This is a genomic window from Planctomycetaceae bacterium, from assembly GCA_039680605.1.
GTDB lineage: Bacteria > Planctomycetota > Phycisphaerae > SM23-33 > SM23-33 > JAJFUU01.
In genome coordinates this window covers 25,483-48,092 of sequence record JBDKTA010000014.1, presented here as the reverse complement: position 1 = coordinate 48,092, position 22,610 = coordinate 25,483, and the positions used below count along the sequence as shown (strand labels likewise).

17 protein-coding genes are annotated in these 22,610 nt (G+C 62.5%); 10 read left to right on the top strand and 7 right to left on the bottom strand.

Annotated elements, in window-relative coordinates; genetic code table 11:
- Position 1: 1 nt before the first annotated feature.
- From ABFD92_04550 to ABFD92_04515, 8 genes are all read left to right on the top strand, one after another.
- The gene (locus ABFD92_04550) at positions 2 to 913 is read left to right on the top strand and encodes a glycosyltransferase (protein ID MEN6503788.1); all 912 of its coding nucleotides are present in this window, start codon (positions 2 to 4) and stop codon (positions 911 to 913) included.
- 23 nt (positions 914 to 936) lie between these two features.
- The gene (locus ABFD92_04545; GenBank protein ID MEN6503787.1) at positions 937 to 1,944 is read left to right on the top strand and encodes a glycosyltransferase family 2 protein; all 1,008 of its coding nucleotides are present in this window, start codon (positions 937 to 939) and stop codon (positions 1,942 to 1,944) included.
- Positions 1,941 to 2,990, top strand: coding sequence for a lysylphosphatidylglycerol synthase transmembrane domain-containing protein (locus tag ABFD92_04540; GenBank protein ID MEN6503786.1), 1,050 nt, complete (start codon positions 1,941 to 1,943; stop codon positions 2,988 to 2,990). Before ABFD92_04545 ends, ABFD92_04540 begins: the two co-directional genes overlap by 4 nt.
- On the top strand, positions 2,990 to 3,595 hold the full coding sequence (locus ABFD92_04535) for a class I SAM-dependent methyltransferase (protein ID MEN6503785.1): 606 nt from the start codon (positions 2,990 to 2,992) through the stop codon (positions 3,593 to 3,595). The genes ABFD92_04540 and ABFD92_04535 overlap by 1 nt, the downstream gene beginning before the upstream one ends.
- Before the next feature lie 27 nt (positions 3,596 to 3,622).
- A complete protein-coding gene (locus ABFD92_04530) occupies positions 3,623 to 5,050 on the top strand; it encodes a hypothetical protein (protein MEN6503784.1) in 1,428 nt (475 codons plus the stop codon).
- Between the two features lie 123 nt (positions 5,051 to 5,173).
- Positions 5,174 to 6,370, top strand: coding sequence for a glycosyltransferase family 4 protein (locus tag ABFD92_04525; GenBank protein MEN6503783.1), 1,197 nt, complete (start codon positions 5,174 to 5,176; stop codon positions 6,368 to 6,370).
- Complete coding sequence (locus tag ABFD92_04520) at positions 6,370 to 7,698, top strand: O-antigen ligase family protein (GenBank protein ID MEN6503782.1); 1,329 nt, start codon at positions 6,370 to 6,372, stop codon at positions 7,696 to 7,698. The genes ABFD92_04525 and ABFD92_04520 overlap by 1 nt, the downstream gene beginning before the upstream one ends.
- A gap of 22 nt (positions 7,699 to 7,720) precedes the next feature.
- Positions 7,721 to 9,898, top strand: a complete 2,178-nt coding sequence (locus ABFD92_04515; protein MEN6503781.1) for a bi-domain-containing oxidoreductase — start codon at positions 7,721 to 7,723, stop codon at positions 9,896 to 9,898.
- Here ABFD92_04515 and ABFD92_04510 read toward each other — a convergent pair.
- On the bottom strand, positions 9,843 to 12,107 hold the full coding sequence (locus ABFD92_04510; protein ID MEN6503780.1) for an ATP-grasp domain-containing protein: 2,265 nt from the start codon (positions 12,105 to 12,107) through the stop codon (positions 9,843 to 9,845). The two genes, ABFD92_04515 and ABFD92_04510, sit on opposite strands and share 56 nt — an antisense overlap.
- 101 nt (positions 12,108 to 12,208) lie before the next feature.
- Here ABFD92_04510 and ABFD92_04505 point away from each other — a divergent pair, with 101 nt between their 5' ends.
- Positions 12,209 to 13,438 (top strand): glycosyltransferase family 4 protein, encoded by a 1,230-nt coding sequence (locus ABFD92_04505; protein MEN6503779.1) that lies wholly within the window; start codon positions 12,209 to 12,211, stop codon positions 13,436 to 13,438.
- Positions 13,439 to 13,444: 6 nt separating this feature from the next.
- Here the strand turns inward: ABFD92_04505 and ABFD92_04500 are convergent, their stop codons facing one another.
- The 4 genes from ABFD92_04500 to ABFD92_04485 are packed head-to-tail and all read right to left on the bottom strand — an operon-like array spanning position 13,445 to position 19,268.
- Positions 13,445 to 14,044, bottom strand: a complete 600-nt coding sequence (locus tag ABFD92_04500) for a GNAT family N-acetyltransferase (protein ID MEN6503778.1) — start codon at positions 14,042 to 14,044, stop codon at positions 13,445 to 13,447.
- Between the two features lie 3 nt (positions 14,045 to 14,047).
- Positions 14,048 to 16,078, bottom strand: coding sequence for an alginate lyase family protein (locus tag ABFD92_04495; protein ID MEN6503777.1), 2,031 nt, complete (start codon positions 16,076 to 16,078; stop codon positions 14,048 to 14,050).
- 18 nt (positions 16,079 to 16,096) lie between these two features.
- On the bottom strand, positions 16,097 to 17,218 hold the full coding sequence (locus ABFD92_04490; GenBank protein ID MEN6503776.1) for a DegT/DnrJ/EryC1/StrS family aminotransferase: 1,122 nt from the start codon (positions 17,216 to 17,218) through the stop codon (positions 16,097 to 16,099).
- A gap of 22 nt (positions 17,219 to 17,240) precedes the next feature.
- On the bottom strand, positions 17,241 to 19,268 hold the full coding sequence (locus ABFD92_04485) for a nucleoside-diphosphate sugar epimerase/dehydratase (GenBank protein MEN6503775.1): 2,028 nt from the start codon (positions 19,266 to 19,268) through the stop codon (positions 17,241 to 17,243).
- A gap of 354 nt (positions 19,269 to 19,622) precedes the next feature.
- Between ABFD92_04485 and ABFD92_04480 the strand changes: the two genes are divergently transcribed.
- Positions 19,623 to 20,543, top strand: a complete 921-nt coding sequence (locus ABFD92_04480) for a glycosyltransferase family 2 protein (GenBank protein ID MEN6503774.1) — start codon at positions 19,623 to 19,625, stop codon at positions 20,541 to 20,543.
- Positions 20,544 to 20,658: 115 nt separating this feature from the next.
- On the opposite strand, the gene ABFD92_04475 is transcribed toward ABFD92_04480, so the two are convergent.
- Both ABFD92_04475 and cysK read right to left on the bottom strand, forming a co-directional pair.
- Positions 20,659 to 21,576: a PHP domain-containing protein gene (locus tag ABFD92_04475; GenBank protein ID MEN6503773.1), complete on the bottom strand. Its 918-nt coding sequence runs from the start codon at positions 21,574 to 21,576 to the stop codon at positions 20,659 to 20,661.
- A 7-nt stretch (positions 21,577 to 21,583) separates the two neighbouring features.
- Positions 21,584 to 22,534 carry a cysteine synthase A gene (gene cysK / locus ABFD92_04470; GenBank protein ID MEN6503772.1) on the bottom strand — a complete coding sequence of 317 codons (951 nt, stop codon included), beginning with the start codon at positions 22,532 to 22,534 and terminating at the stop codon, positions 21,584 to 21,586.
- Positions 22,535 to 22,610 lie beyond the last annotated feature (76 nt).

The following is a 22,610-nucleotide window of genomic DNA, read 5'->3' as shown; positions in this document are numbered from 1 at the left end:
GATGACGACGGTTGCGGTGCTCATCCCGGCGTATAACGAATCCATGACCATCGCCAAAGTCGTGGATGATTTCCGCCGCGAATTGCCGCAGGCTCAGATCTACGTCTTTGACAACGGATCAACGGACGACACGGCGGCCACTGCCCTGGCCCACGAAGCACGCGTGGTGAAAGAGCCCCGGCGGGGGAAAGGCTATGTCGTCGAGCGAATGATGGATACTGTCCAGGCGGACGCCTATGTGCTGGTTGACGGCGACGACACGTATCCGGCCGAGAAGGTGCATGACCTGCTGGCGCCGATCCTCAGCGGCGAAGCGGACATGGTGGTCGGCGCACGCCTCCAGGAGTACGGCGAGAATTCCTTCCGCCCCATGCACGTCACCGGCAACAAAGTCGTCCGAGCCCTGGTGAACTGGATGGGACACAGCCGCCTGAGCGACATTATGAGCGGCTATCGTGCCTTTTCCAGGCGGGTGGTGGACCGCCTTCCGGTGGTGTCGGCCGGCTTCGAGATTGAAACGGAGATGACGATCCAGATGCTGTATTACCGCATGGAGATCGTTGAAGTGGCCGTACCGTATCGCCAGAGGCCCGCGGGCAGTGTGAGCAAGCTTCAGACAGTCCGCGACGGTCTGCGGGTGCTGTGGAAGATGTTCACGCTGTTTCGGTCCTTCAAACCGTTGACGTTCTTTGGCGCGGTGGCGGTTTTGTTGTTTGGATGCGGAATATTGGCCGGCATTCTGCCGATCAATGATTATATCACGACGGGCAAAGTACCGCACTTCCCGTCGGCGATTCTGGCCACCGGGCTCATGATCCTGTCGGCAGGCAGTGTTTTTTTGGGAATCCTGCTGCACGCAATAAATTGGCGGCTGCGGGAGATGCACAATGTGATGGTGCGCGGCCGCCGATAGCAGCTGCGAAGGGATATGGGAAAATGCAAGACAAACGACTGATCGTCATCATCCCGGCGTTGAACGAGCAGCAGACCATTGCCGATGTGATCAATCGGATCCCCCGGAAGATGGACGGGGCGGAGGTTGTGAAGGTCGTTGTTGTCGACGATGGGTCTACCGACGCCACGGCGGACGCCGCCCTCAAGGCGGGAGCAGACGTCGTTAGCCATGCCAACAATCGCGGTGTGGGCATCGCCTTTGCCACCGGGGTCAAAGCCGCCCTGGCGCGGGGCGCCGACATCGTCGTGAACATGGACGGGGACGGGCAGTTCTCTCCCGAGGACATTCCCGCACTGGTTCGCCCGATCCTCAAGGACGGGGCGGAATTCGTGACCTGCAGCCGTTTTGGAAATCCCGAGGTGGTTCCGGTGATGCCCAGGACCAAACTCGTCGGCAACCATATGATGAGCTGGCTCATCAGTCGCCTTTGTCGAGGGCAGAGGCATTTCACTGACGTATCGTGCGGCTTCCGAGCCTACACGCGGGAAACGCTGCTCCGGATGAATCTGTTCGGGCAGTACACGTACACCCAGGAGACGTTCATCAACCTGGCCAGTATGGGCGTCGAAATGGCCGAGGTGCCGCTACGGATCCGGGGCACGCGCGAGTTCGGTAAGAGCCGCGTCGCCGGCAGCCTCCTGAAGTACGTGTCTAAGACCGTGCCGATCATCTTCCGGACGTTCCGGGACCTGCACCCGCTGGGGTTTTTTGGGATCATCGCCTCGGTGGTCATTCTGGCCGGACTGGTGATGGGCGCATTCGTGTTCATTCATTGGCTGCAGACGGGCTACACGACGCCGTACCGTTCCATGTTGATCGGCAGCGCGGTAGGCCTCATCTTGGGATTTGTCTTTCTGGTTCTGGCCCTCCTGGCCGACATGCTCAACCGAATCCGCATGCTGCTGGAGGAGCTGCTGTTCATCAACCGTACGGCGCTGTACCGGGACCAGCGCCCTCAACCGAAGGTCTCGGAGAGGGATGTTGGGTGAATCTGATCGGCATTAACGACATCCCTGTCGATCCTGTCCCCGCACAGTCGCGCTGGCGCAAAGTGGGCAACATTCTTCTCCACTGCGTCGGTCTGGTCGTGTTCGTGTGGCTGGTCTGGAGATGTGACTGGCGGGCGATGCTGCGGAGCTGGCAGACTCTGCGCGGCGATCTGTTTGCGCTGGGTTGCCTGCTGTTTCCAGTCATGATGATCTTCAAGACGTGGCGGTTCCAGGCCCTGACGCAGCGAACGGTCGGCAGGATCTCCCTTGGCCGGGCATGGATTGTATACTTGGCGGCGTATTTTGTCGGAATCATTACGCCCGGACGGCTGGGTGAGTTTGCAAGAGTTCGCTACCTGGTCAAGAGCCATCAGGTAACGGTCGCGCGGGCATTTCGTCCGGTTCTCATCGACCGCATGTTTGACGTACTGTGCCTGGTGGCAGTCGGATTGCTGGGTTGGGCAGCCTTGGGGCTGCGGGGAATCGAGGGGATGACGACCACGAGGGTTGCCCTTCTTGGAATTGTGGCGATCGTTCTGTTGACCGGGCCGCTTTGGGGATCCCCGGCGATCCGGGCCCTGGGGCAATGGGCCCCGTCGCGGAGCAAGTTCAGCAAACTGATGGCGTGGCTGGAAGAAACGCTGTCTATCTTCTATACGCCATTAGGGGGGCTATGCGCGGCGATGACGCTTCTGGCATACTTGGTGGGGTTCTTGCAGGCCTGGCTGATCGTCAAGGCGATGGGCATCAACAACATCGCCTACCCGGACATGTGTGTTCTAATGGCCTCGATCTGCTTGGCGATGTTGCTGCCAGTCAGTGTCAGCGGTTTTGGCACGCGCGAAGGCGCTGCCGTTCTCCTGATGGGCCAAGTATATGGTATTGCCGCCGAGCAAGCCATAGCCTTTTCACTGTTGTATTTTGTGATGTCCAACGTCATCGGCGGCCTGTCGGGCGGCGTCTGCTATCTGTTCATGCCCCTGTGCCGCCCGGCAGAGGATATGAGTCCGACGCGACTTAAAGGGGAATCACAGGACATTCTCTAATGGAACACGATCCACAAAAGCAGGATTTTTGCGGGAAGTATACCCACAGCACTGGTGCCTCTCGCTGGCTGATCAACCGTTTCTTTTCTCAGATGAGCGAACTTCTCCAGGGCCTGGATGTTCAGGTCGCCGCGGAAATCGGCTGTGGGCCAGGCTTCAGCACCCAGCAGTTGAGAAAAAGCCTTTCGCAGAAGGTCGTCTTCGACGCCAGCGATGTCGAGCCTGATCTGGTGAAGCTAGCCGGTGAGCGTAATCCGGATGTCCCGGTCCGCCGGGAATCCATCTACCACTTGTCGCGGCCGGATCACTCGGTGGATATCCTGTTTGTGTTGGAGGTGTTGGAGCACCTGGAGCATCCCGAGCAGGCGATGGCCGAGATCTGCCGCGTGAGCCGGCGCTGGGCGATCCTGTCGGTGCCGCGAGAGCCGATCTGGTGCATGATGAACATGGGGCGTTTGAAATATGTCAGGTCGCTGGGTAATACGCCAGGCCACCTGAACCATTGGACCGCCCGTGGATTTATAAATTTCGTCAGTCTTTACTGCAAAGTGATATCGCGACGAACTCCGCTGCCATGGACGATCCTGCTCTGTCGCGTATCTTAATGGGCTGCAGATGCCCCGGAGTCTGTCATGAACATGAAGAACCGCACACGAATCCTTCACTTGACCGCGATCGTGATCGTGGGCATAGTTGCTCGACTGTTGATGGCCTGGTTCAGTCCGGTATACTCGGGAATGACCAGGGATTATCTGGGCCCGGCTTACATGCTGGCCTGCGGTTACGGCTATAACCGACCTCCGATCGACCAGTGGTACGATTTCAGGCGTGAACTGGCCACGTATTCACAGCAGGTCAGCCAGCAAGGGCTCCAGGTCGATTTCCAGCACAGGCCCCAGACGGACATGAGCCTCCTGCGCCCTGAGTACCTGAGGACACCTGGGTATCCGGTATTTCTTCTGGCGGTCTATCGGGTTTTCGGAGAGCCCCTGGAACTCCACGTTAAGTGGGTCCAGGCGTTCATAACCGCTTTCTTCCCCCTGATTGTCTTTGCAATCGTAATGAAACTCTTCAAACGGGCTGGCGCCGCATATGCGGCCGCATGGCTGATGGCTGTTTACCCGCCAGTGCTCACCGCATCGGTGCAGGTGCTTCCAAGCGGCATGGCGCTGGGGGTACTGTTGCTGGGCGTACTATGCTGCATCCATGGCGCGGATAAGCCCAGCTATATCTGGATGGCCGCGTCAGGCCTGCTCATCGCCATCAGCTCCTACCTGCGTCCGGGAAGCATGTTGGTCTGGCCCTTTCTGGGTCTGGCTCTGTTGATCCGGCAGCGCGGATGGGTGCGACCGCTGGTATCGACGGCCGTCCTTGCGGTGGCGCTGTATGCTGCAACCTTTCCGTGGGCCTATCGGAATTACGTGACAAGCGGTTGCTGGCTTTGGGGATCGACTGGGGCGGGGGTGACGCTATGGAAGGGCATCGGGCAGAACCCGAATCCATGGGGCATCGTCTGCGATGATAACGTGGGGACAGCGGTGGCAAAGCAGCAGGGATTCGAGTCCGATCTGACGCTGGAGGCGGATGCTTGGTTCTTAAAGGAAGTAAAGGCACATGCCAAAGAGAACCCGGGATTCTTTGTTAAGGCGGCTCTGAGTCGACTTCCCCTGATTCTCGCGACGCCTTATTCCACAGGGTTTGTCAATTCCAACAGGACCCAGGGGATGATCAGCCACTTCCGCAATAAGGAAGGCCTGACGCCCGTGCAAACATTCATGCGTTACCCCGGCTATGTGATCAATGCATTCTGGGAGCGCATCCTGGTGATGGCGATTTCCGGTCTGGGGTCTATGGCTGCATTATTGGTCATCATCCTGTACTGGGATCAGCGCAAGAGCGTCTCCATGTTGCTGGCGGTGCCGGTCTATACGGTCCTTTTGTACACATGCACACTTTATGTATACCGTTACCTGATTCCCCTGATTCCGTTCCAGATGGCGTGCCTCGCGCTGGTCGGCTCAGCTTGGGTGGAGCGGCGCAGGAAGAAAGCCGCACTATGATCTGGCCGGCGCAAGTGGCACAAGCCTTATCCGAGAATGGAACGATGGCGCCAGCCGGAGTCCTCGCCCCGCCTTTATCGCAGCTCGGGGCTATAGCTTGTTGAGTTGGCTATGGGCCGTTCGATGAAACACACCACAATTGTCTGTGTTGCTCCGTTCAACAACCCGCACATCGTGCCCATGTATGATGAAATGGCACGGGCGGAATGGGTCAAGGTGACTCGCGTCTCACTACGAGCCCTGGCGCAGGAACGTCTGTCTCTAGGCTGGCCCGAGATGGCCCCAGACTCGCCCTATCTGCAGCCGTGGCGCCGCCTATCTGACCGACTGGCATATTACTGGAAACTTCTCTCCGCCGATGTCGTGATTCTGCCCGGCTTCTTCCATTTCCCGACGCTTCCCTTTCATCACTGGCTGCGACGGCTGACAGGCAAGCCCACGCTTCTTTGGTCTGAGCCCTTCCTAGATCACCCCAGAACATCTCGCTCAGGAATTTCTCTGATGTTGCGGCGCCTCCTGCTAGCTCCGTGCGATTCGCCCAACGTTCACCTGTTGGCTGCGGGTCGCGGGGCGGAAATCGATTTCTACCGTCTTGGTGTCTGTCGCTGGAATACTTGGGTTTTTGGCTTTTCCACCTATCATGATCCAAAGGAGAAGCCGGATCTTTCGGTACCGCTTTCCGGGACGGTTCGTCTGGTATACTCCGGCTCGTTGATCAAACGTAAGGGAGTAGACATTCTGCTGAGCGCACTCGGGCAGACCGATCTTGCCCAACGGGATTGGCACTTGACGATTGTGGGCGACGGCCCTGAACGCCTCGCACTGGAAGATCAGATTCGAAAACTCGGGGTCTCCTCCAAAGTCGAATTGACTGGGGCTCTGCCGATCCAGCAATGCGCGAATGTATACCGTCGCAGTCAGATCCTGATTCTCCCCAGTCGGTTTGACGGCTGGGGAGCGGTATTAAATGAAGCGATGGGGCACGGTCTGGCCGTGATCGCCAGCGACCGAGTGGGCGCCACGCGCCCGCTGCTGGTGGAAGGTAAGACCGGCTTCCTGTTCCGCAGCGAGGACACTGACGACTTGGTCCGGCGGGTGATGACTTTGGTAGATGACCGGGACCTTCTGCAGCGAATGCGGCGTGCGGCACTTGAACGGATCTGGATGTTCCAACCGGCAGAAGTGGCGAGAAGGCTTTTGTTGCTGTGTTGTGCGCTGGCTGGCGGGGAAAGAATGCAACAGTACCATGATGGTTATTGTGTGGCTGTCGGTCTGCAAGCCACAGAAGAATCATCGCCTCCAGGGCAGGATTTGGCTTGATGCGTGACGTCTTTGGACGATTTGACCGGTTCTATGATGCGGCAGGGTTGGCCGGGGCCATCATTGTGATCCTGCTGCTGCTGGCCCTGCTGATCATGACGATCGCCGGCAAGCGGTGGTGGCTGCTGACGATCTTTGTGGCAGCTCTGATGTTCTCCGGACATGTAAATGATCGGCTGGACTCCGGATCGACATTGCTGCGATGGGCAATCATGTTCCTGATGGCATTGACAGCGTTGCGAGGGATTGGCAATCCCGGTCTGGCGGCAATCATGTTGGGGACCATGGCGATTGTCGGTTTAGTCGGTTCTTTTCGGGCGCCGTCGTTATTTTTTGCGATCCAGAAGTCCGGCTTATTGTTTATTCTGGTGATCCCGATGGCCTCTGCCATGGCCGCCTCCATCCAGACGCGATCTGACGTCCGGCGGTTCCTCCTGATCCTGCTGTTCGGTTCATCGATCTTCCTAGTATTGGCCCTGGCCTCCCTGGGAGAGTTGAGAGGCTCGCGATTCGGCGGCGCCACAAAGAATGCCCCGCTATTCGTTCAGACCGGCGGAATGTTGCTGCCGGTGGTGCTTTGGGCAACCCTGGCAATCAAAGTGAAATGGCTGCGGGCAGCATCTGCGGCCATAGGCATGGGAATTGCCACGATCTGTGTTCTAAGCGGCCAGAGGACCGGCACCTTTGCCGGATTTATTGCGTGTGTTCCTCTGGTGGGTGCGCGGCTGGGAATCAAGCGATTGTTGATGGCTTTAGTCATTGTCGCCGCTACCGCTCTGGTCGCATACCAGGTCCTCAGTCTCTTTCCGGCCCAGAAAGAGTTCGTCATGAAGCGATTCACTTCAGCAGATACCACCGGACGCATGGGACTATGGCAAGCGGCTTATGAAGGATGTTTGACTGCGCCATGGCTGGGGCATGGAGTAGGTTCAAACGCCACCCTGGGGTTTGGATTTCACAATGCATACTTGGGCATCTGGTATGACCAGGGATTACTGGGCCTCTCCCTTTATGCCGGGGCTCTATTGGCTCTGCTGGGCCAAAGCCTGCGACTCATGTTGCCGCGGCACTGCGAGGAAGACAGGGAGTACGGACGACTATTTGCCGGCATCATGTTGGGATCAATTGTCGCGGCTTTCTTTGAAGTTAAGCTGGACAGCCCCAGCAACTTTTTCATCTTCATGACTGCCGCTGTCAGCGTCATGGTTTCCCGCCTGGCTGCGATAGACTCGAAGCCCGTTTGGCAGGAGACGGCCCTGCCGCCTTACACCTTGCAGGAGCGGGCCGATCCGAACCTCGCACTGTTGATCCAGAGCTATTACGCCTGACGAGCAAGGAGACCTTTCTTAGATGAAGCAAATTCTCCAAGATCTCCGCGGCGGCCAGACGCGTCTGGTTGAAGTCCCCTCGCCGATCGTCACGCCCGGGTCGCTGCTGATCCGCACGACGCGAACGCTGATCTCGGCGGGCACCGAACGCATGCTCGTCGAGTTCGGCAAGGCCTCGCTGCTGGCAAAGGCGCGCAGCCAGCCCGACAAGGTCAAGCAGGTGCTCGACAAGATCAAGACCGACGGACTCTCGGCCACGCTCGAAGCGGTGTTCAGCCGTCTGGACGAACCGCTGCCGCTGGGCTACTGCAACTGTGGGGTGGTGCTGGAGGTGGGGCCCGGGGTGACGGGTTTCGCTTCCGGCGACCGTGTGATCAGCAATGGTCCGCACGCCCAGATCGTCGCCGTGCCAAAAAACCTTTGTGCCAAAGTGCCCGACGGTATCAGTGACGAGCAGGCCGCGTTCACCGTGCTGGCCAGCATCGCCCTGCAGGGCCTGCGGCTGGTGAATCCGCTGATGGGCGAGCAGGTGGCGGTGTTTGGACTGGGCGTGATCGGCCTGGTGGCCGTGCAATTGCTGCGGGCTAACGGATGCCAGGTGCTGGCCATCGACGTCAACGCCGATCGGCTCAGGCAGGCCGCCGCCTACGGCGCCGCGACGGCACTGGCCGGACAGGGAACGGACCCGGTGGTCGCCGCCCGGGCGTGGACCAGCGGGCGCGGCGTCGACGCGGTGGTGATCACCGCCGCGGCCAAGACTGATCTGATCATGCACCAGGCCGCCGAAATGTCGCGCAAACGCGGACGACTGGTGCTGGTGGGCGTGGTTGGCCTTAACATCCGCCGCAGCGACTTCTACGAAAAGGAACTGACGTTCCAGGTCTCCTGCTCGTACGGACCGGGCAGGTACGACGACCGCTACGAGAAGGGCGGGCAGGATTATCCACTCTCGCAGGTGCGATGGACCGAGCAACGCAACTTCCAGGCGGTTCTCGACATGTTGGCCACCGGGAGGCTCAATGTCGAGGCCCTGATCAGCCACCGCTTCAATCTCGATGAGGCCGCCGAAGCATATGACCTGATCAGCACCCGCGGCGGGCTGGGCGTGATCCTCAAGTATCCCGAGGCGGTGGACCGAGCGCCGGCCTTGACGCTGGGTTGGCGCGACAGGGATGACAGGGCGGTTGCTTCACCCATCGTCGGCGTCATAGGGGCGGGGAACTTCTCTAAGGTCACGCTGGTGCCGGCGCTGGCCAAAATCGGCGCGCGTGTAGGATATATCGCAGACCTCAATACCGCCGCGGCCACTCATTTGGCCGGCAAGTTCCAGGCTAACAAGGCCGTCAGCGACTATCACCTGATGCTGCAAGATCCGGCCGTCCAGGCGGTGTTCGTGGCGGTCAATCACAACCTGCACGCGCGGCTGGTGACGGAGATCCTTCGCGCCGGCAAACATGCCTTCGTTGAGAAACCGTTGGCGATGACACTCGAGGAGCTGTCGCAGATCCAGTCGGCCGCCGCGGCGGCGCCGCAGTGCATGGTGATGACGGGCTTCAACCGCCGCTTCTCGCCGCACACGCAAGCCATCGCCAAGGCCCTGTCCGGTCGCAAGGAACCGGTGTCGATGACGATGACGGTCAATGCCGGATACATTCCGCCCGAGCACTGGGTGCATGACCCGGTCCTCGGCGGTGGGCGCATTATCGGCGAGGCCTGCCATTTCATCGACCTGCTGGCGTTTCTGGCCGGGTGCGAGGTCACGACGGTCTCGGCATGCATGGCGGGCCGGGGCTTCGCCACGCGCGACGACAAGATGGCCATCACGCTTGGCTTTGCCGATGGGTCGGTGGGGTCCGTGTGCTATTACGCCAACGGCTCAAAGCAGTACCCAAAGGAATTGCTGCGAGTTTTCAGCGACGGTCGCGTGTTTGAACTGGACAACTTCCGCCAGACCCATGCCTTTGGCGCGCGCGGATTCCGCACCGTCAGGACGCGCCGGCAGGACAAGGGGCACCAGGAAGAGTTTGCGCAATTCATCGCTCAGGCGGCGCAGGGGCGTGAGCCTCCGGTGCGATGGCGAGATCAGGTGGCGGTAACGCTTGCCAGTTTTGCCGCCGTGGCCTCGGCAATGGAGGAGCGGACGGTCATTCTGGAAGCGGAATATCCAGAGATTCTGCAGCGGGCTGTTGCGACGGCTTGACGTCGAGGGGTTCTGGCAACGATCCTCCCCGCGTGGCGGCGAGTTGGTCTTGCGGTACAAAGAGGCCTTTCATGTATCGCAGCATGACCAGGTTGTCCTGCCAGGCGTCGGAATGGATCGTCGGCGTGCGTCCCAGCAGCAGTTCCAGAAGCCATCGCGGCGAATCGGCCCCGGCGACGATCGACAGGGGGACGCCGCCGCCGAAGCGGGGATTGATCTCAATGAAGACCACGCGGTTGTCGGGCGTGAGGAAGCACTGGATCGTGATCATGCCCACGCAGCCGGCCAGGCAGTCTACCAGCCGGCGGGACTGGCGGATGATCTCCTCATGGCGAACCGTTTTGCTCTTGGTCACTTCGCCGCCGCGAACTTCCAGGCGCTGGCGCGGGACGGCACAGAGCGAGCGTCCGGACAAATCCGTGAAAACGTCGACAGTGTACTCCTGCCCCTCGATCAATTCCTGCACGACCGAGTCGGGATTCTTGTGGCGATAGTAGGCCAAATCCTCGTTCGTCAGGATCTTGTGAGCGCCCAGGCTGGCGCTGCCGAAGCGGGGCTTGATGAACAGGGGCGGGCACGCGGCGGCGACTTCGTCGGCCGTCAGGACGCGGGGGGTAAGAAACCCATTGTCCTGGAGGAACCGGCAGGTCAGGAGCTTGTCGCAGGCGACCTTGACGACCTCCTGCGACGAGATGATCGCCCGCGTGCCGGCCTGCTCGAAGAGCTGGCGCGAGGCGGACATCACGCTCAAGTCCGTGTCGATCAGCGGGATGACAGCGTGAATCTTGTGGTCACGGCAGTACGCGCTCAATCGCTGGGTGTACTCGTGGTGTCCGATGTGAGGCACGAGCAGTTGTCGGTCCGCAATCTGCAGCGCCGGGGCCATCGGGTCCATGTCGGCGGCGTGAATCTCGAGCCGGAGGCCCAGGTCGTGAGCCGCCCGCTGGAACTCGTGCAGCAGCGACACGCGGCGGCCGGCGGAGGTAAACAAGAGATTCATTCGCTTGCTTTCCAGTTCGATGCCCACCAAACCGGCCTTGCGAGCCTGCGGGCGCACCATCCCCATGCGGTAGAGCACATAACTGATCAGCATGATGACGACAGCGTAAATCGGCACCGCCTCCCGCATTCGAAGGAAGATGCCCATGCTGACCGCCAGGGTGGCGGCTACTGCCGCCAGCAGGTAGAACAGCCCGACGACCTGGCGCACGCTCATACCCCGATCGATCAACTGGTCATAGAGATGGCTGCGGTCGCCGGCAAAAATGCTCTTGCCACTCAGCAGGCGACGCACGACGGCCAATCCCGTATCAATGATTGGCAGAGCAAAGATTCCACAGGCGGCAATGAACCATCGCGGATTGCCTTCCTCGGAGAACAGCGCCATCATGGCGGCGACGAAGAAGCCCAGCAACATGCTGCCCGCGTCGCCCATGAAGATGCTCGCCGGCGGCACGTTGTGAGGCAGGAATCCCAGCACCGCTCCAGCCATCGCGACGCACAGCGTCAGGCGCAGCGGGCTGTTGATCGGGGAATGCCCCCATGCCCCCAGCCAGGCCGCCAGCACCACGAACCCCACGGCGATGATGCCCGTGACGCCCCCGCACAGGCCATCGAGCCCATCGAGCAGATTGGTCGCGTTGCAGGTGGCGATCACCAGCATGACGCACATCACGGCGCTGACGGCGATCGTCAACCACAGCGGCAGCGTTATGCCTATCTGCGAGGTGACGATCGTAATCATTCGAGTTCCCACGCCGCCGGCCAGCATCAGCCCCGCCGCCAGCGTCTGGCCGTAAACCTTCTTGCGGGGGCTGATGTTCTTGATGTCGTCGAGCAGGCCCACCAGCGTGATGACGATGGCGCCGGCGGCGATCCCCAGCAGGTTCCAGAACGGATTGCTGATGAGGCCGCGGACGTTGCCGCTGCCCAGGTCGGCGGCGATGCGGGCCCAGAGCAAGTCCCCGCCCGGGCGCGTCAGCAGGTGGGCCAGCAGCCCGCTCAAAAGCCCCAGGCAGATGGCCACGCCGCCCAGGTACGCCACCGGACGCCCGTGCGGTTTGAGCAGCTCATCCGGACGGTCGACAATGCGGGTCTTATGGGCGATCAGCCGCATCAGAGGCGTCGCCACCAGCGCCACGCCAAATGACAGCGCGGCGATCCACCAGCGGTCGGCCAGAACATCCAGTATCGCGCGATGAGTTTCCATGATTGTCCCAGTGTACGCCGCCGCCACAGCGTCAGCAAGCGCGGCAAGGCCGCTTCGCGTAACGGCGACTTTTGTCATCATGAACTGCAAGGATCGTGTTTATGAGAGTGTTGATCGTTCACCAATATTTTCTTGGCGCCGACGATGCGGGCGGCAGCCGCTGGAACCAGTTCGCCCAGTACTGGGCCGCCGCCGGGCACGAGGTGACCGTGCTGGCGGGGATGGTCCACTACGCCAGCGGTCTCAAGGCCCCACAGTACAAAGGTAAGATCGTCGTTCGCGAGCAGCCTTTTCCGGGCGTGACGGTATACCGATGCCATGTCAGCGAGAGTTACAATCGCAGTTTCGTCGGGCGTTTCTGGGCGTACCTGAGCTTTACCTTCTCCTCACTGCTGGCTGGCATTCTGTACGCCCCGCGACCCGATGTTGTCATCGCCACCAGTCCGCCCCTGACGGTGGCGCCGACCATGTGGCTGCTGTCGGTCCTGTGCGGTGCGCGGTGCATATTCGAGGTGCGCGACCTGTGGCCCGAAAGCGCCATCGATACAGGCGTGCTGACCTCCAAGCCGCTGATCTGGTTGAGCTACCGCCTGGAAGAACTGGCCTACCGCCGCGCCAGTTGGATCAACGTGCTCACGCCGGCCTTCGAGCAGAAGCTCATCGAGGCCAAAGGCGTCGCCCCGCGGCGGTTGAGCATGCTCCCCAACGGCGCCGACCTGGACATCATGACCCCCGGCCCCAAGGATAACGACGTGCGGAAGCGCCTGGGGCTGCAGGACAAGTTCGTCGTCAGCTACTTCGGCGCCCACGGCCGCGCCAATAAGGTGGGCCAACTGCTCGACGTGGCCGAGTTGATCAAGAATTCCCATCCGGATGTGCGGATCCTGCTGGTGGGTTCGGGCATGGAAAAGCCGATGCTCGTCGAACAGGCCGCTCAGCGAAAACTCGGCAACGTGGTCTTCGTCGACGCGGTGCCCAAAGACCAGGTCTGCGACTACATCAATGCCTCCGACGTCTGCACGGCCGTGCTGATGAAGAACGAGACGTTCAAGACCGTCTACCCCAACAAGGTCTTCGACTACATGTGCTGCAAGCGCCCGATCATCATCGCCATCGACGGCGTGGCGCGGCGGCTGGTGGAAGACGCCGGAGCCGGCATCTATGCCGAGCCGGAGAACCCACAGGCGTTCGTCGAGGCATTGGTGTCGCTGAAGAGCGCGCCGCAACTGGCCGCCCAGATGGGTGAAAGCGGGTTTCGACACGCCTCGACGAACTACAGCCGCCAGGAAATGGCGGCCCGCTATCTACGCATTCTGGAGACGCTGCGATAACGGCTCTTAGCGTTCCAGCTCTTCGATGTAAAGGTTCATCGGCAGGCCATGATGCTGTTGCGTGGCGGCCAATCGGAACCCGCATTTGAGATAGAAGGCGTTGGCGCTAACCAGGGCGGCGCCGACAGCCGCTTTAACTTGCACAATTCCTCGCCGGCGAAATTCCGCGTTCGCCGCCTCCATCAGGTCCCGTCCCACCCCTAGCCCACGGCAACGCTCGTCCACGGCGATGCTCAACACTTCGGCCGGCGGCAAATCCGCACTAACCTCTGAGGGATAACGCAGCGTCTGCCATGCGCGGGCGATCACCGCAGGGCGGATCAGGAATCTGGCCAAAGCCGCGGCCATGAATATTCCACGCCGCATCAGGCTCTGCTTGTAGAGCCGCCCCACGCTCTCGGCGCAAGCGATGAAACCCAGTACGCGGTCCTCTTCGTCAACGCACACGAACCCGAAGCCCGATGGGCTGGAAGAGATCGCCGCGTACAACTGTCGGAGGAACCCCTGCCCCAGCGATGAAAGAAATCCGCTGCCAATGCCCATGGCGTGCAAGCGGGCAGCTTGGCGGGCATACTGCTTGGATAAGGGAACTACCCGGTTGGGCATGAACTATCCTTCTTCCTGTGGCATGGTCTGGATCTGTCCCTGCGGACCCACGATCGTGCGCACGCATATGGGCAATTCCACTCGCCCGCGCACTGTCAGCGTCGGCGCCGGCGTTCGCTGGGTGTAATAGCACGACTCCCACCCTTGGGGACGCGGGCCTTCTTCGCCGCAGACACTATCCAGCGCCATGTCTGGTGGCATGAATATCTGCACGCGGTAGTCATCGCCCGCAACGTCCGCCCGCCACTCATTGCCGTGCCGCCTCCACTCCAACGGAGCCAATCGCCAATGGAGAGCCACCTCATGGGCGCCCGCCGGACCAATCTCGTCGATGATCTCGTACACGTCTCCGCGCCGCTCTATCGCACGGCGATGAATGATCCCATCCTTGAGCCGGCGGTAGCCCTCGTGGCTGCCGATGCATCGAAACCCCTCCGGCGTTGCCTCAAATTGCTCCAGGTGGCTGGCGGTCCAGTTGAACCACAGGAACCGCGGGCCCTTGACCATCTGGTCCTGGCCGTCGATTTCGACGGTGTTGTGGGCGGCCGTCGACAGGAAGTAGTGCTGCCACGGCGGCGGGCTGTAATAGAGATAGCTGCCCGCGTCGCGCAGGACGTTGACGCCCTTGTGCCAGAGGTCCACGTGCAGCATGTCGGCTTGATTGGGCCGGTGGCGATAGCTGTGGCAGCGGGTCATGGCCCAGGAATCGCGGCCGCGGAGGACATAATATCCGCCGTCACGTGCGGCAAAGGCGCTCTCTCGCGCGGGGGGCTCAAGCGGGGCGGCGAGTGCATCGCCGCCCATCAGCCAGAGCGATTTTTCATCCCAGGGCCCCGGCGGCAGGGCTCGGCGGCCTTGCGTCAGCACCCAGGCTGCCTGCAGGGCCGGGCGGTAATCGGTATAGTCGCACGTGCTCAGGGGCAGCACTTGCGCGCCGTCATTGGGACCGTAGTTGGGCGCGTGGCCGCTGACGGGATCGACCATCTGGGCCAGCCACTGCGTGGCGCATTTGAGCCGATCCGCCACGGCCGGCGGCAGGGGCTGATTGTTGATTCGCGCCAGGGCGAGCACCCACAGCAGATCGTCGGTCATGACGCGGTGGTAGTTGAGGCTGTGCTGGACATAAGAGCCGTCGTCATAAATCTGCCGCAGCACCTCGGCCTCGATCACCTCGGCGCCGCGTTGGCGCCACAAGTCGGCTTGGTTGAACTCGCCGAACAACAGGCCGATGGTCCAGAGGGCGGCGGCCTCGCTGATGGCGTGGTTGTTGCCCTGCATGCGGGCCTGGTTGATGTTGATGCTGATGTGCCGCCCCGTCTGCCAGGCCAGGCGCGTCAGGCGCTCCAGGCGCTGCGGCGTGGCGGCCGGGCTGTCCAGCGTGGCGAAGGCCCCAAACAGTGCGGCCATCAGGCGGAAGGACATTTCCTGCCCGCAGCCCCAGGCGACCGTCAATTGCGGCGTATTCTGCTCGATCCACGCGTCGACCATTTGCCACAGGGCCACCGCCCAGCACTCCTGGCGGCTTCGGGCGTAGGCGCGGGCGAAATAGTACGCCAGGCTCAGGCGCGAGGCTTCCCAGACCAGCTTGATGTCGTCGCGGGGCGGGCCACTGTGCGCCGTGCGCGTCCAGTGTTCGCCCACCGGCCATTGGATATTGTGGATGGGGTCGCGGTTGAAATCCGGCGGCCAGCCCAGTGGCGCCGTGTTGCAGCCGAACATGAGGTACTGCCCGTCCAGCGCCGCCTGCGAGATGCGATGGACGGACTGCTCCCACGCGTCGTCGTCGGCGACGGCCGCCAGCGCCTGCGGCGAGGGAACCTTGAAAAACCGCGTCGCTTTCTGTCGCCAGTTTTCGACACTGGCCGCCAGGTGGGGATCGCACTCGGCGGCAAAGGCTTCGTCGGAGAAATGTGCGGGGTCTAATCGCTTTCGCAGCAGGCCCGAGCGGATCCGCCACGCCTGAAGCACCCGGCGGGGCAAGTTGTCCCAGCCGACGGCGCGGGCGGTCCAGAAGAGTCTGCTAAAGGCGTTCATTTTCAGAAGGATCGTCCATCACGCGCCGCCGGCGATAGCCGACTTCAGCGCCGCCGCGACGCGATCGACCTGGCTTTGCGTCAGGGCGGCGAAAAAGGGCAAGGCGATGGTGCGTGCGGCCACACGCTCGGTGATGGGGAACTGTCCGTCTCGCGTCCCCAGCATCTCGCGGATGTACGGCTGGGTGTGGATCGGGACGAAATAGTTGCTGCAGGCGATGCCGGCCTTCTTGAGCCGCTCGAGCACCTGGTCTCGCGCATGGGCGGGGAAGCTGTCGTCGAGTCGCACGACGTAGACGAACCAACTGGCCCCGGGGTTGGCGGCGACGGGGGGCAGGTGGATGCCCTCGATGCCCGCAAGCGCCTGGGCGTACAGGTCTGCCGCGCGGCGGCGCCGGGCGAGGATGTCGTCGAGGCGCTGAACCTGCACGGCGCCCATCGCGGCATTGATATCGCTGAGGCGGTAGTTGTAGCCGAGCCTGGCGTGGCGGAGCCAGTGCTCCGTGTCGCGCCCCTGGTTTCGCAGCGAGCAGCACATGTCGCGGATGTCCGGGTGGTCGGTGACGATCACGCCGCCCTCGCCGGTGGTGATCTGCTTGTTGGGGTAGAAGGCGAAGACGCCACAGTCGCCGAAGTTGCCGGCAGGGCGGCCGTTCAAGCTGCCGCCCAGGGCTTCGCAGCTATCCTCAATCATGCCCAGTCCATGACGCCGCGCGATGGCCTCGTAGGCGTCGAAGTGCGCGGTGTTGCCGAAGGCCTCGACGGGAAGGATGGCCTTGGTGGCCGGCGTAATGGCAGCTTCGGCGGCGGCGGGGTCCATGTTGTACGTGTCGGGGTCGATATCCACCAGTACGGGCTTGCCCCGCTCGAAGAGGATGCAGTTGGTCGTGGAGATGAAGGAGAAGGGCGTGGTGATGACCTCGTCGCCTTCGCCGATTTCGAGCGATCGCACGCACAGGTGCAGACCGCTGGTGCCGCTGTTGACGGCGATGGCGTAGCGGCGGTTGGCGCGGGCGGCGATGGCCTGCTCGAAGGCCTCCACCGCCGGTCCGATGCTCAGGCGGTCGCTGCGCAGGACGGTCGTCACGGCCTGGATTTCGGCTTCGGTCACATCGGGCTTGGACAGCGGAATAGATTCCATCTCAGGTTGGATCCTTGCTTTTTCAAAGAGGCTCGCTGGCCGGGGGGGACTGCTCATTCTTCTCGCTCGCCGGCGGGTTGAGCGGGGTGTATTCGGGGACGATCTGCCTCAGGGCGTCGATGATCGGCTGGCGCTGGTGGTTGTGTTGCAGCAGGGCGAGGCGTTCGACGGCGGCCTGGGCCGCTTCCCATTGGGCGGAGCGGCAGCGCCAGATGCTGATCTTGGGATGGCAGGTGGTCTCGACATCCTCGCCGGTGGTGCGAAGCTCTTCGAACATCTTCTCGCCGGGGCGCACGCCGCTGAAGACGATGTCGATATCTTCGCCGGGGCGGAACCCGCTCAGCGTGATCATCTGCCGCGCCAGATCCACGATCTTGACCGGCTCGCCCATGTCCAGCAGGTAGATCTGCCCGCCGGTTCCGGTGGCGGCGGCCTGCAGCACCAGTTGCGACGCCTCGGGGATCGTCATGAAATACCGCGTCATCTCCGGGTGCGTCACCCGCACCGGACCGCCGGCGGCGATCTGCTTGCGGAAGGTCGGCACGACCGATCCGGCCGAGCCCAGCACGTTGCCGAAGCGGACGGCCTTGAACTGCGTCTTGCACAGCGGGCGGTTGTTGAGCGACTGCGTGTAGATTTCGGCTACGCGTTTGGTCACGCCCATGACGGAGGAGGGGTTGACGGCCTTATCGGTGGAGATCAGGACGAACTCCTTGACGCCGGATTCGACGGAGGCGTCAGCGACATTGCGGGTCCCCAGGACGTTGTTCTTGATGGCTTCCCAGGGGTTGCGTTCCATCAGGGGGACGTGCTTGTGGGCGGCGGCGTGGATGACGACCTCGGGGCGGAAGCGGTTCCACACGGCCATCACGTTCTGGCGGTCGTACACGTCGCAGATGACTGGCGTCAGGGGGATGGTGGGGAACTTTTCGGCCAGTTCGTTCTCGATATCGAACAGGGGGTTTTCCGCCTGCTCAAGCAGGATCAGCGATGCGGGCTGGTAACGGCAGACCTGGCGGCACATTTCCGAGCCGATGCTTCCGCCGGCGCCGGTGATGAGCAGGCGCCGCCCGCGGAGGTAGTTGGCCACGGCCGCGTCATCGAGGCGCACGACGTCGCGCCCGAGCAGGTCGTTGATGTCGACGGGCCTCATCTGCGACGTGGCGACGCGCCCGTCGATGAGGTCCTGCAGCCCCGGCAGCGTCTTGAAGGTCAGCTTGGTGCCGCTGCAGTACTCGATGACCTTGGACAGCTGCTTTCGCGTGGCCGAGGGGATGGCGATGAGGATCTCGTCGATCTTTCGCTGCTCGCAGATCTCGCGGATGTCTTCAGTGGTTCCCAGCACCCCAACGCCGTGGAGCGTCAGGCTGCTCTTGCGGGGGTCGTCGTCGACCATGCCGATGACGCGGTAGCGCTCGACGCGCATGCGGTTGATCTCGCGGATGATCGCCTCGGCGGCGTTTCCGGCCCCGATGATCAGCACGCGCCGCAGACCCTCGGCCGCCACCGGACGCAGCTCCTCACGATACAGGCGAAACGCCAGCCGGGCCGTGGCGACCAGGAAGACCGTCGCCAGGAAGTCCAGCAGCAGAATGCTGGTCTGGTAGTACTTGACAGGGCCTTCCTTGTAGTAGAACAGCGGTTCGCGGCCGAAATACGTGGGCAGGTAGAAGAACAGCAGGGCGAAGATGAACAGAATCGCCAGGGCGATCCAACTGCCCAGCAGGATGTTGACGATATCGCGAATGCTCGAATATCGCCAGTTGCTGTGGAACAGCTTCATCTTGCCGAAGACCAGCAGCTTGATGACCATGAACACCGGCAGCCAGTGGATGTAGAGATGGAACCAGGGCAGTTCCTCCGAGCGGCTGCTGCCCTCGAATCGAATCCCGTAAGCGACCAGCAGCGCCACGGCAAAGAGCACCACGTGTACGATGATGCTGACGGCCGCACGGTGGCGAAGCACAAAGGCTTCAGCGGGCGTCAGCTTGGGCTCGTCGCTGGGTGAGGCTTGTGGTCCGATCAGAGATTGTACGGCTGGTTCAACCATTCTCGTGTCGCGCAACTCCAAAAAAACGACGCTGCCCTATGGATCGGCAGGATTTGCAGCAAAATTCAACAGAGGAATGCTGCACGTCACTGCAGAAGCTTCGGTTGCCCCGGCCATCATAGAATATCGAACCGGGCACCGGCATTCCAGTTGAAAAAAACGGCGCCGAGAGATGGAGTCCGCTCATGAATCTGTTGCGCGTGTCCCCGAGCGTCCGATCCGGAGAGCTTGGGCGAGACGCCCCTGGCACGGCCAGAAACCTTTCCCGTTGACGCCGCCGCGGCCGGGGCTGAAAATGACGCGGCTGGTTCGGTACGTAATGGAGCATCACCGCTGGAAAATGCGGACAAAATCGTGATCTCCCTCATCATCCCCCTTTATCGGGAGGAGCAGGGGCTCGACGCGACCGTCGCGGCCGCCCGCAAAGCCTTGGGCGCGCTCGCGCAGTCGTGTGAGATTATCCTCGTCGACGACGGCAGCGACGACGGCACCTGGGACGCCATCGCCCGCCATGCCGCCGCCGGCGGCGTGCGCGGGCTCAGGCTCAGCCGCAACTTTGGCAAAGAAGCCGCCATCTGCGCCGGACTGGAAGCGTCCCGAGCTCAAGCCGCCATCATCATGGACGGCGACCTCCAGCACCCGCCGGAGTTGATCGTCCAGATGGTCGAACTCTGGCGCGGCGGCAAAGCGGATATCGTTGAGGCCGTCAAGCCCCGCCGCCCGCGCGAACCGCTCACGGCGCGGCTGGGCAGCATGGTTTTCTACCGCCTGCTGCGCCGCCTCTCGGGGTTCGACCTGACCGGCGCGTCCGACTTCAAGCTGCTCGACCAGCGCGTGTGCGAGGCCTATCGCCGCATGGGCGAACGAGCGCTGTTCTTCCGCGGGATGATCGCCTGGCTGGGGTTCCGCCGCGTCCAGATTCCCTTTGAAGTGCCCGACCGCCCCAACGGCCGTTCCAAGTGGCGATTTGGCGCCCTGTGGTCGCTGGCGACCACCGGGTTGACGGCCTTCTCGTCATCGGCCTTGCGCATCGTCAACTGGTTAGCCGCGGTCTTCCTGGTGCTGGCGGTGGTGCTGGGCGTGCGGGCGTTGTGGGTCTTCTTCACCGGCCAGCCCGGGGCGGGCATCACCACGGTGATTATCCTGCAACTGCTGACGGGGGGATTTGTGCTGCTGGGCCTGGGGATCATCGGCGAGTACATCGCCCGCATCTACGAAGAAGTCAAAGCCCGCCCTCGCTACGTCGTGGCCGAAAGAACGGGTTCAAACGAATAAGTTGGGACGCTTACCACTTTTGTCCTTCTGAACGCGGTTCTGTCGGGGACTACGCTCGTTCCGCTCAGGCGGCGTCCTGTCTGCGACTGAAAAGTGGTAAGCGTCCCAACTTATTTCATGACCGCGCGAAAAGTCGGGTCAGGAATGTCTCCTCTAACGCCGCCAGGGGTACGCGGGGGCGGCCGATGGATACGTCGGGCTTCGGGGCGCCGTGGAAGTCGCTGCCGCCGGTCACGGCCAGGCCGAATCGCTTAGCCATTTTCATGAAGGCTCGCGTCTGCTCGGGGCTGTGCTGGCTGTGGTAAGCCTCGATGGCGTCCAGGCCACTGTCCTTGAGGTCGTGAACGATGCGTTCGAGTTGGGCGCTGTTGGCGCAGTTAAGCTGCATCGGATGGGCCAGCACGGCAATGCCGCCGCCGTCGCGGATGGCGGCGATCGTCTCGGCGGCGCTTTTCCGCGGGCGATCGGCGTAGGCGGGTTGGCCTTTGCCGATGTACCTGTCGAAGGCCTCGGCGGTCGTGGCGACATAGCCTTTGTCCAGCATCGCCAGGGCGATGTGCGTGCGACTGACGACCAGGTGCGCACTGCCCGAGGTCCCGCTACCAGCTCCCCCGGAACCAATGACGCCGGAACCGCCGCCCGCTTCCACAACCGCTTCGAGCACGTCGTCCATGTCGATGCCCAGGCCAAGCTGCTGCAATTTCTCCACGATCCGCGGGTTTCGCTCCCGCCTGCCGCTGCGGAGAAACTCGGCAAGGGCAAGAATCGATGGGGCTTTCTCGTCGAACGCCAGGCCCAGGATGTGCAGCGTGCCCGAGGGCGGCTGGGCGGAGACCTCGATGCCCGGCACGAACTTCATCTCTGCAAGGGCGGCAGAGGCCTGTCGCGCCGCGGGGAGTCCGTCGATCGTGTCGTGGTCGGTCAGGGCGATGGCCGCCAGCCCGGCGCGCTCGGCGGCGGCGATCAGGTCTGCCGGAGGCAGCGTGCCGTCGCTGGCGGTGCTGTGAGCGTGGAGATCGACAAACCGCCGCACGAGGCCCTCAACCTTCCAGGTGCTCGAACAGCGCCGTCGAGAGGTACCGCTCGCCGAAGGAGGGCATAATGGCCACAATGACCTTGCCCTTGTTTTCCTTACGGGCGGCGAGTTCCGCCGCGGCCTGCAGGGCGGCGCCGGAACTGATGCCCACAAAGAGCGATTCGTCCTTGGCGGCGCGGCGGGCCATGGCGATGGCGGCGTCATGATCGACCGCCATGATTTCGTCAACGAGGTCCATGTTCAGCACGCCGGGGATGAAACCGGCGCCGATGCCCTGGATCTTGTGCGGTCCGGGCTGGAGTGCTTCACCTTTGCGCGCCTGGGCGAGCACGGGGCTCTGGGCGGGCTCGACGGCCACGATCTGCACGCCCGGGCGGCGACTCTTGAGCACCTCGGCCACGCCGGTGAGCGTTCCGCCGGTGCCGACGCCCGCGACGAAGATGTCGACCTTGCCGTCAGTGTCGCGCCAGATTTCTTCCGCCGTAGTGGTGCGGTGGATCTCGGGATTGGCCGGGTTGTTGAACTGCTGGGGCATGAACGCCCGCGGGGTGGTCTTGACGAGTTCCTCGGCCTTATGGATCGCCCCGGGCATGCCCTCTGCCGCCGGGGTGAGCACGAGGTCGGCCCCCAGCGCCCGCAGGACTTTGCGCCGCTCGATAGACATCGAGTCGGGCATGGTCAGCACGCACTTGTACCCGCGGGCAGCGCACACGAACGCCAGGGCGATGCCCGTGTTGCCGCTGGTGGGCTCGACGATCAGCGTTCCGGGGGTGATGCTCCCGTCGCACTCGCCAGCCTGGATCATCGCCAGGCCGATGCGGTCCTTCACCGAGCCCATCGGGTTGAGGCTTTCCATCTTGGCCAGCACGGTGGCGTGGCTTTGGATGATCTTGCGGACGCGAACGAGCGGCGTGTTGCCGATCGCCTGCGTGATGTCGTCCAGTATCCGGCCCATTGTCTGCTCCTCGTCGTCTACCGGTAGCACAGCCTTTCCAGGCCGTGACCCTGAGACACAGGCTGGAACGCCTGTG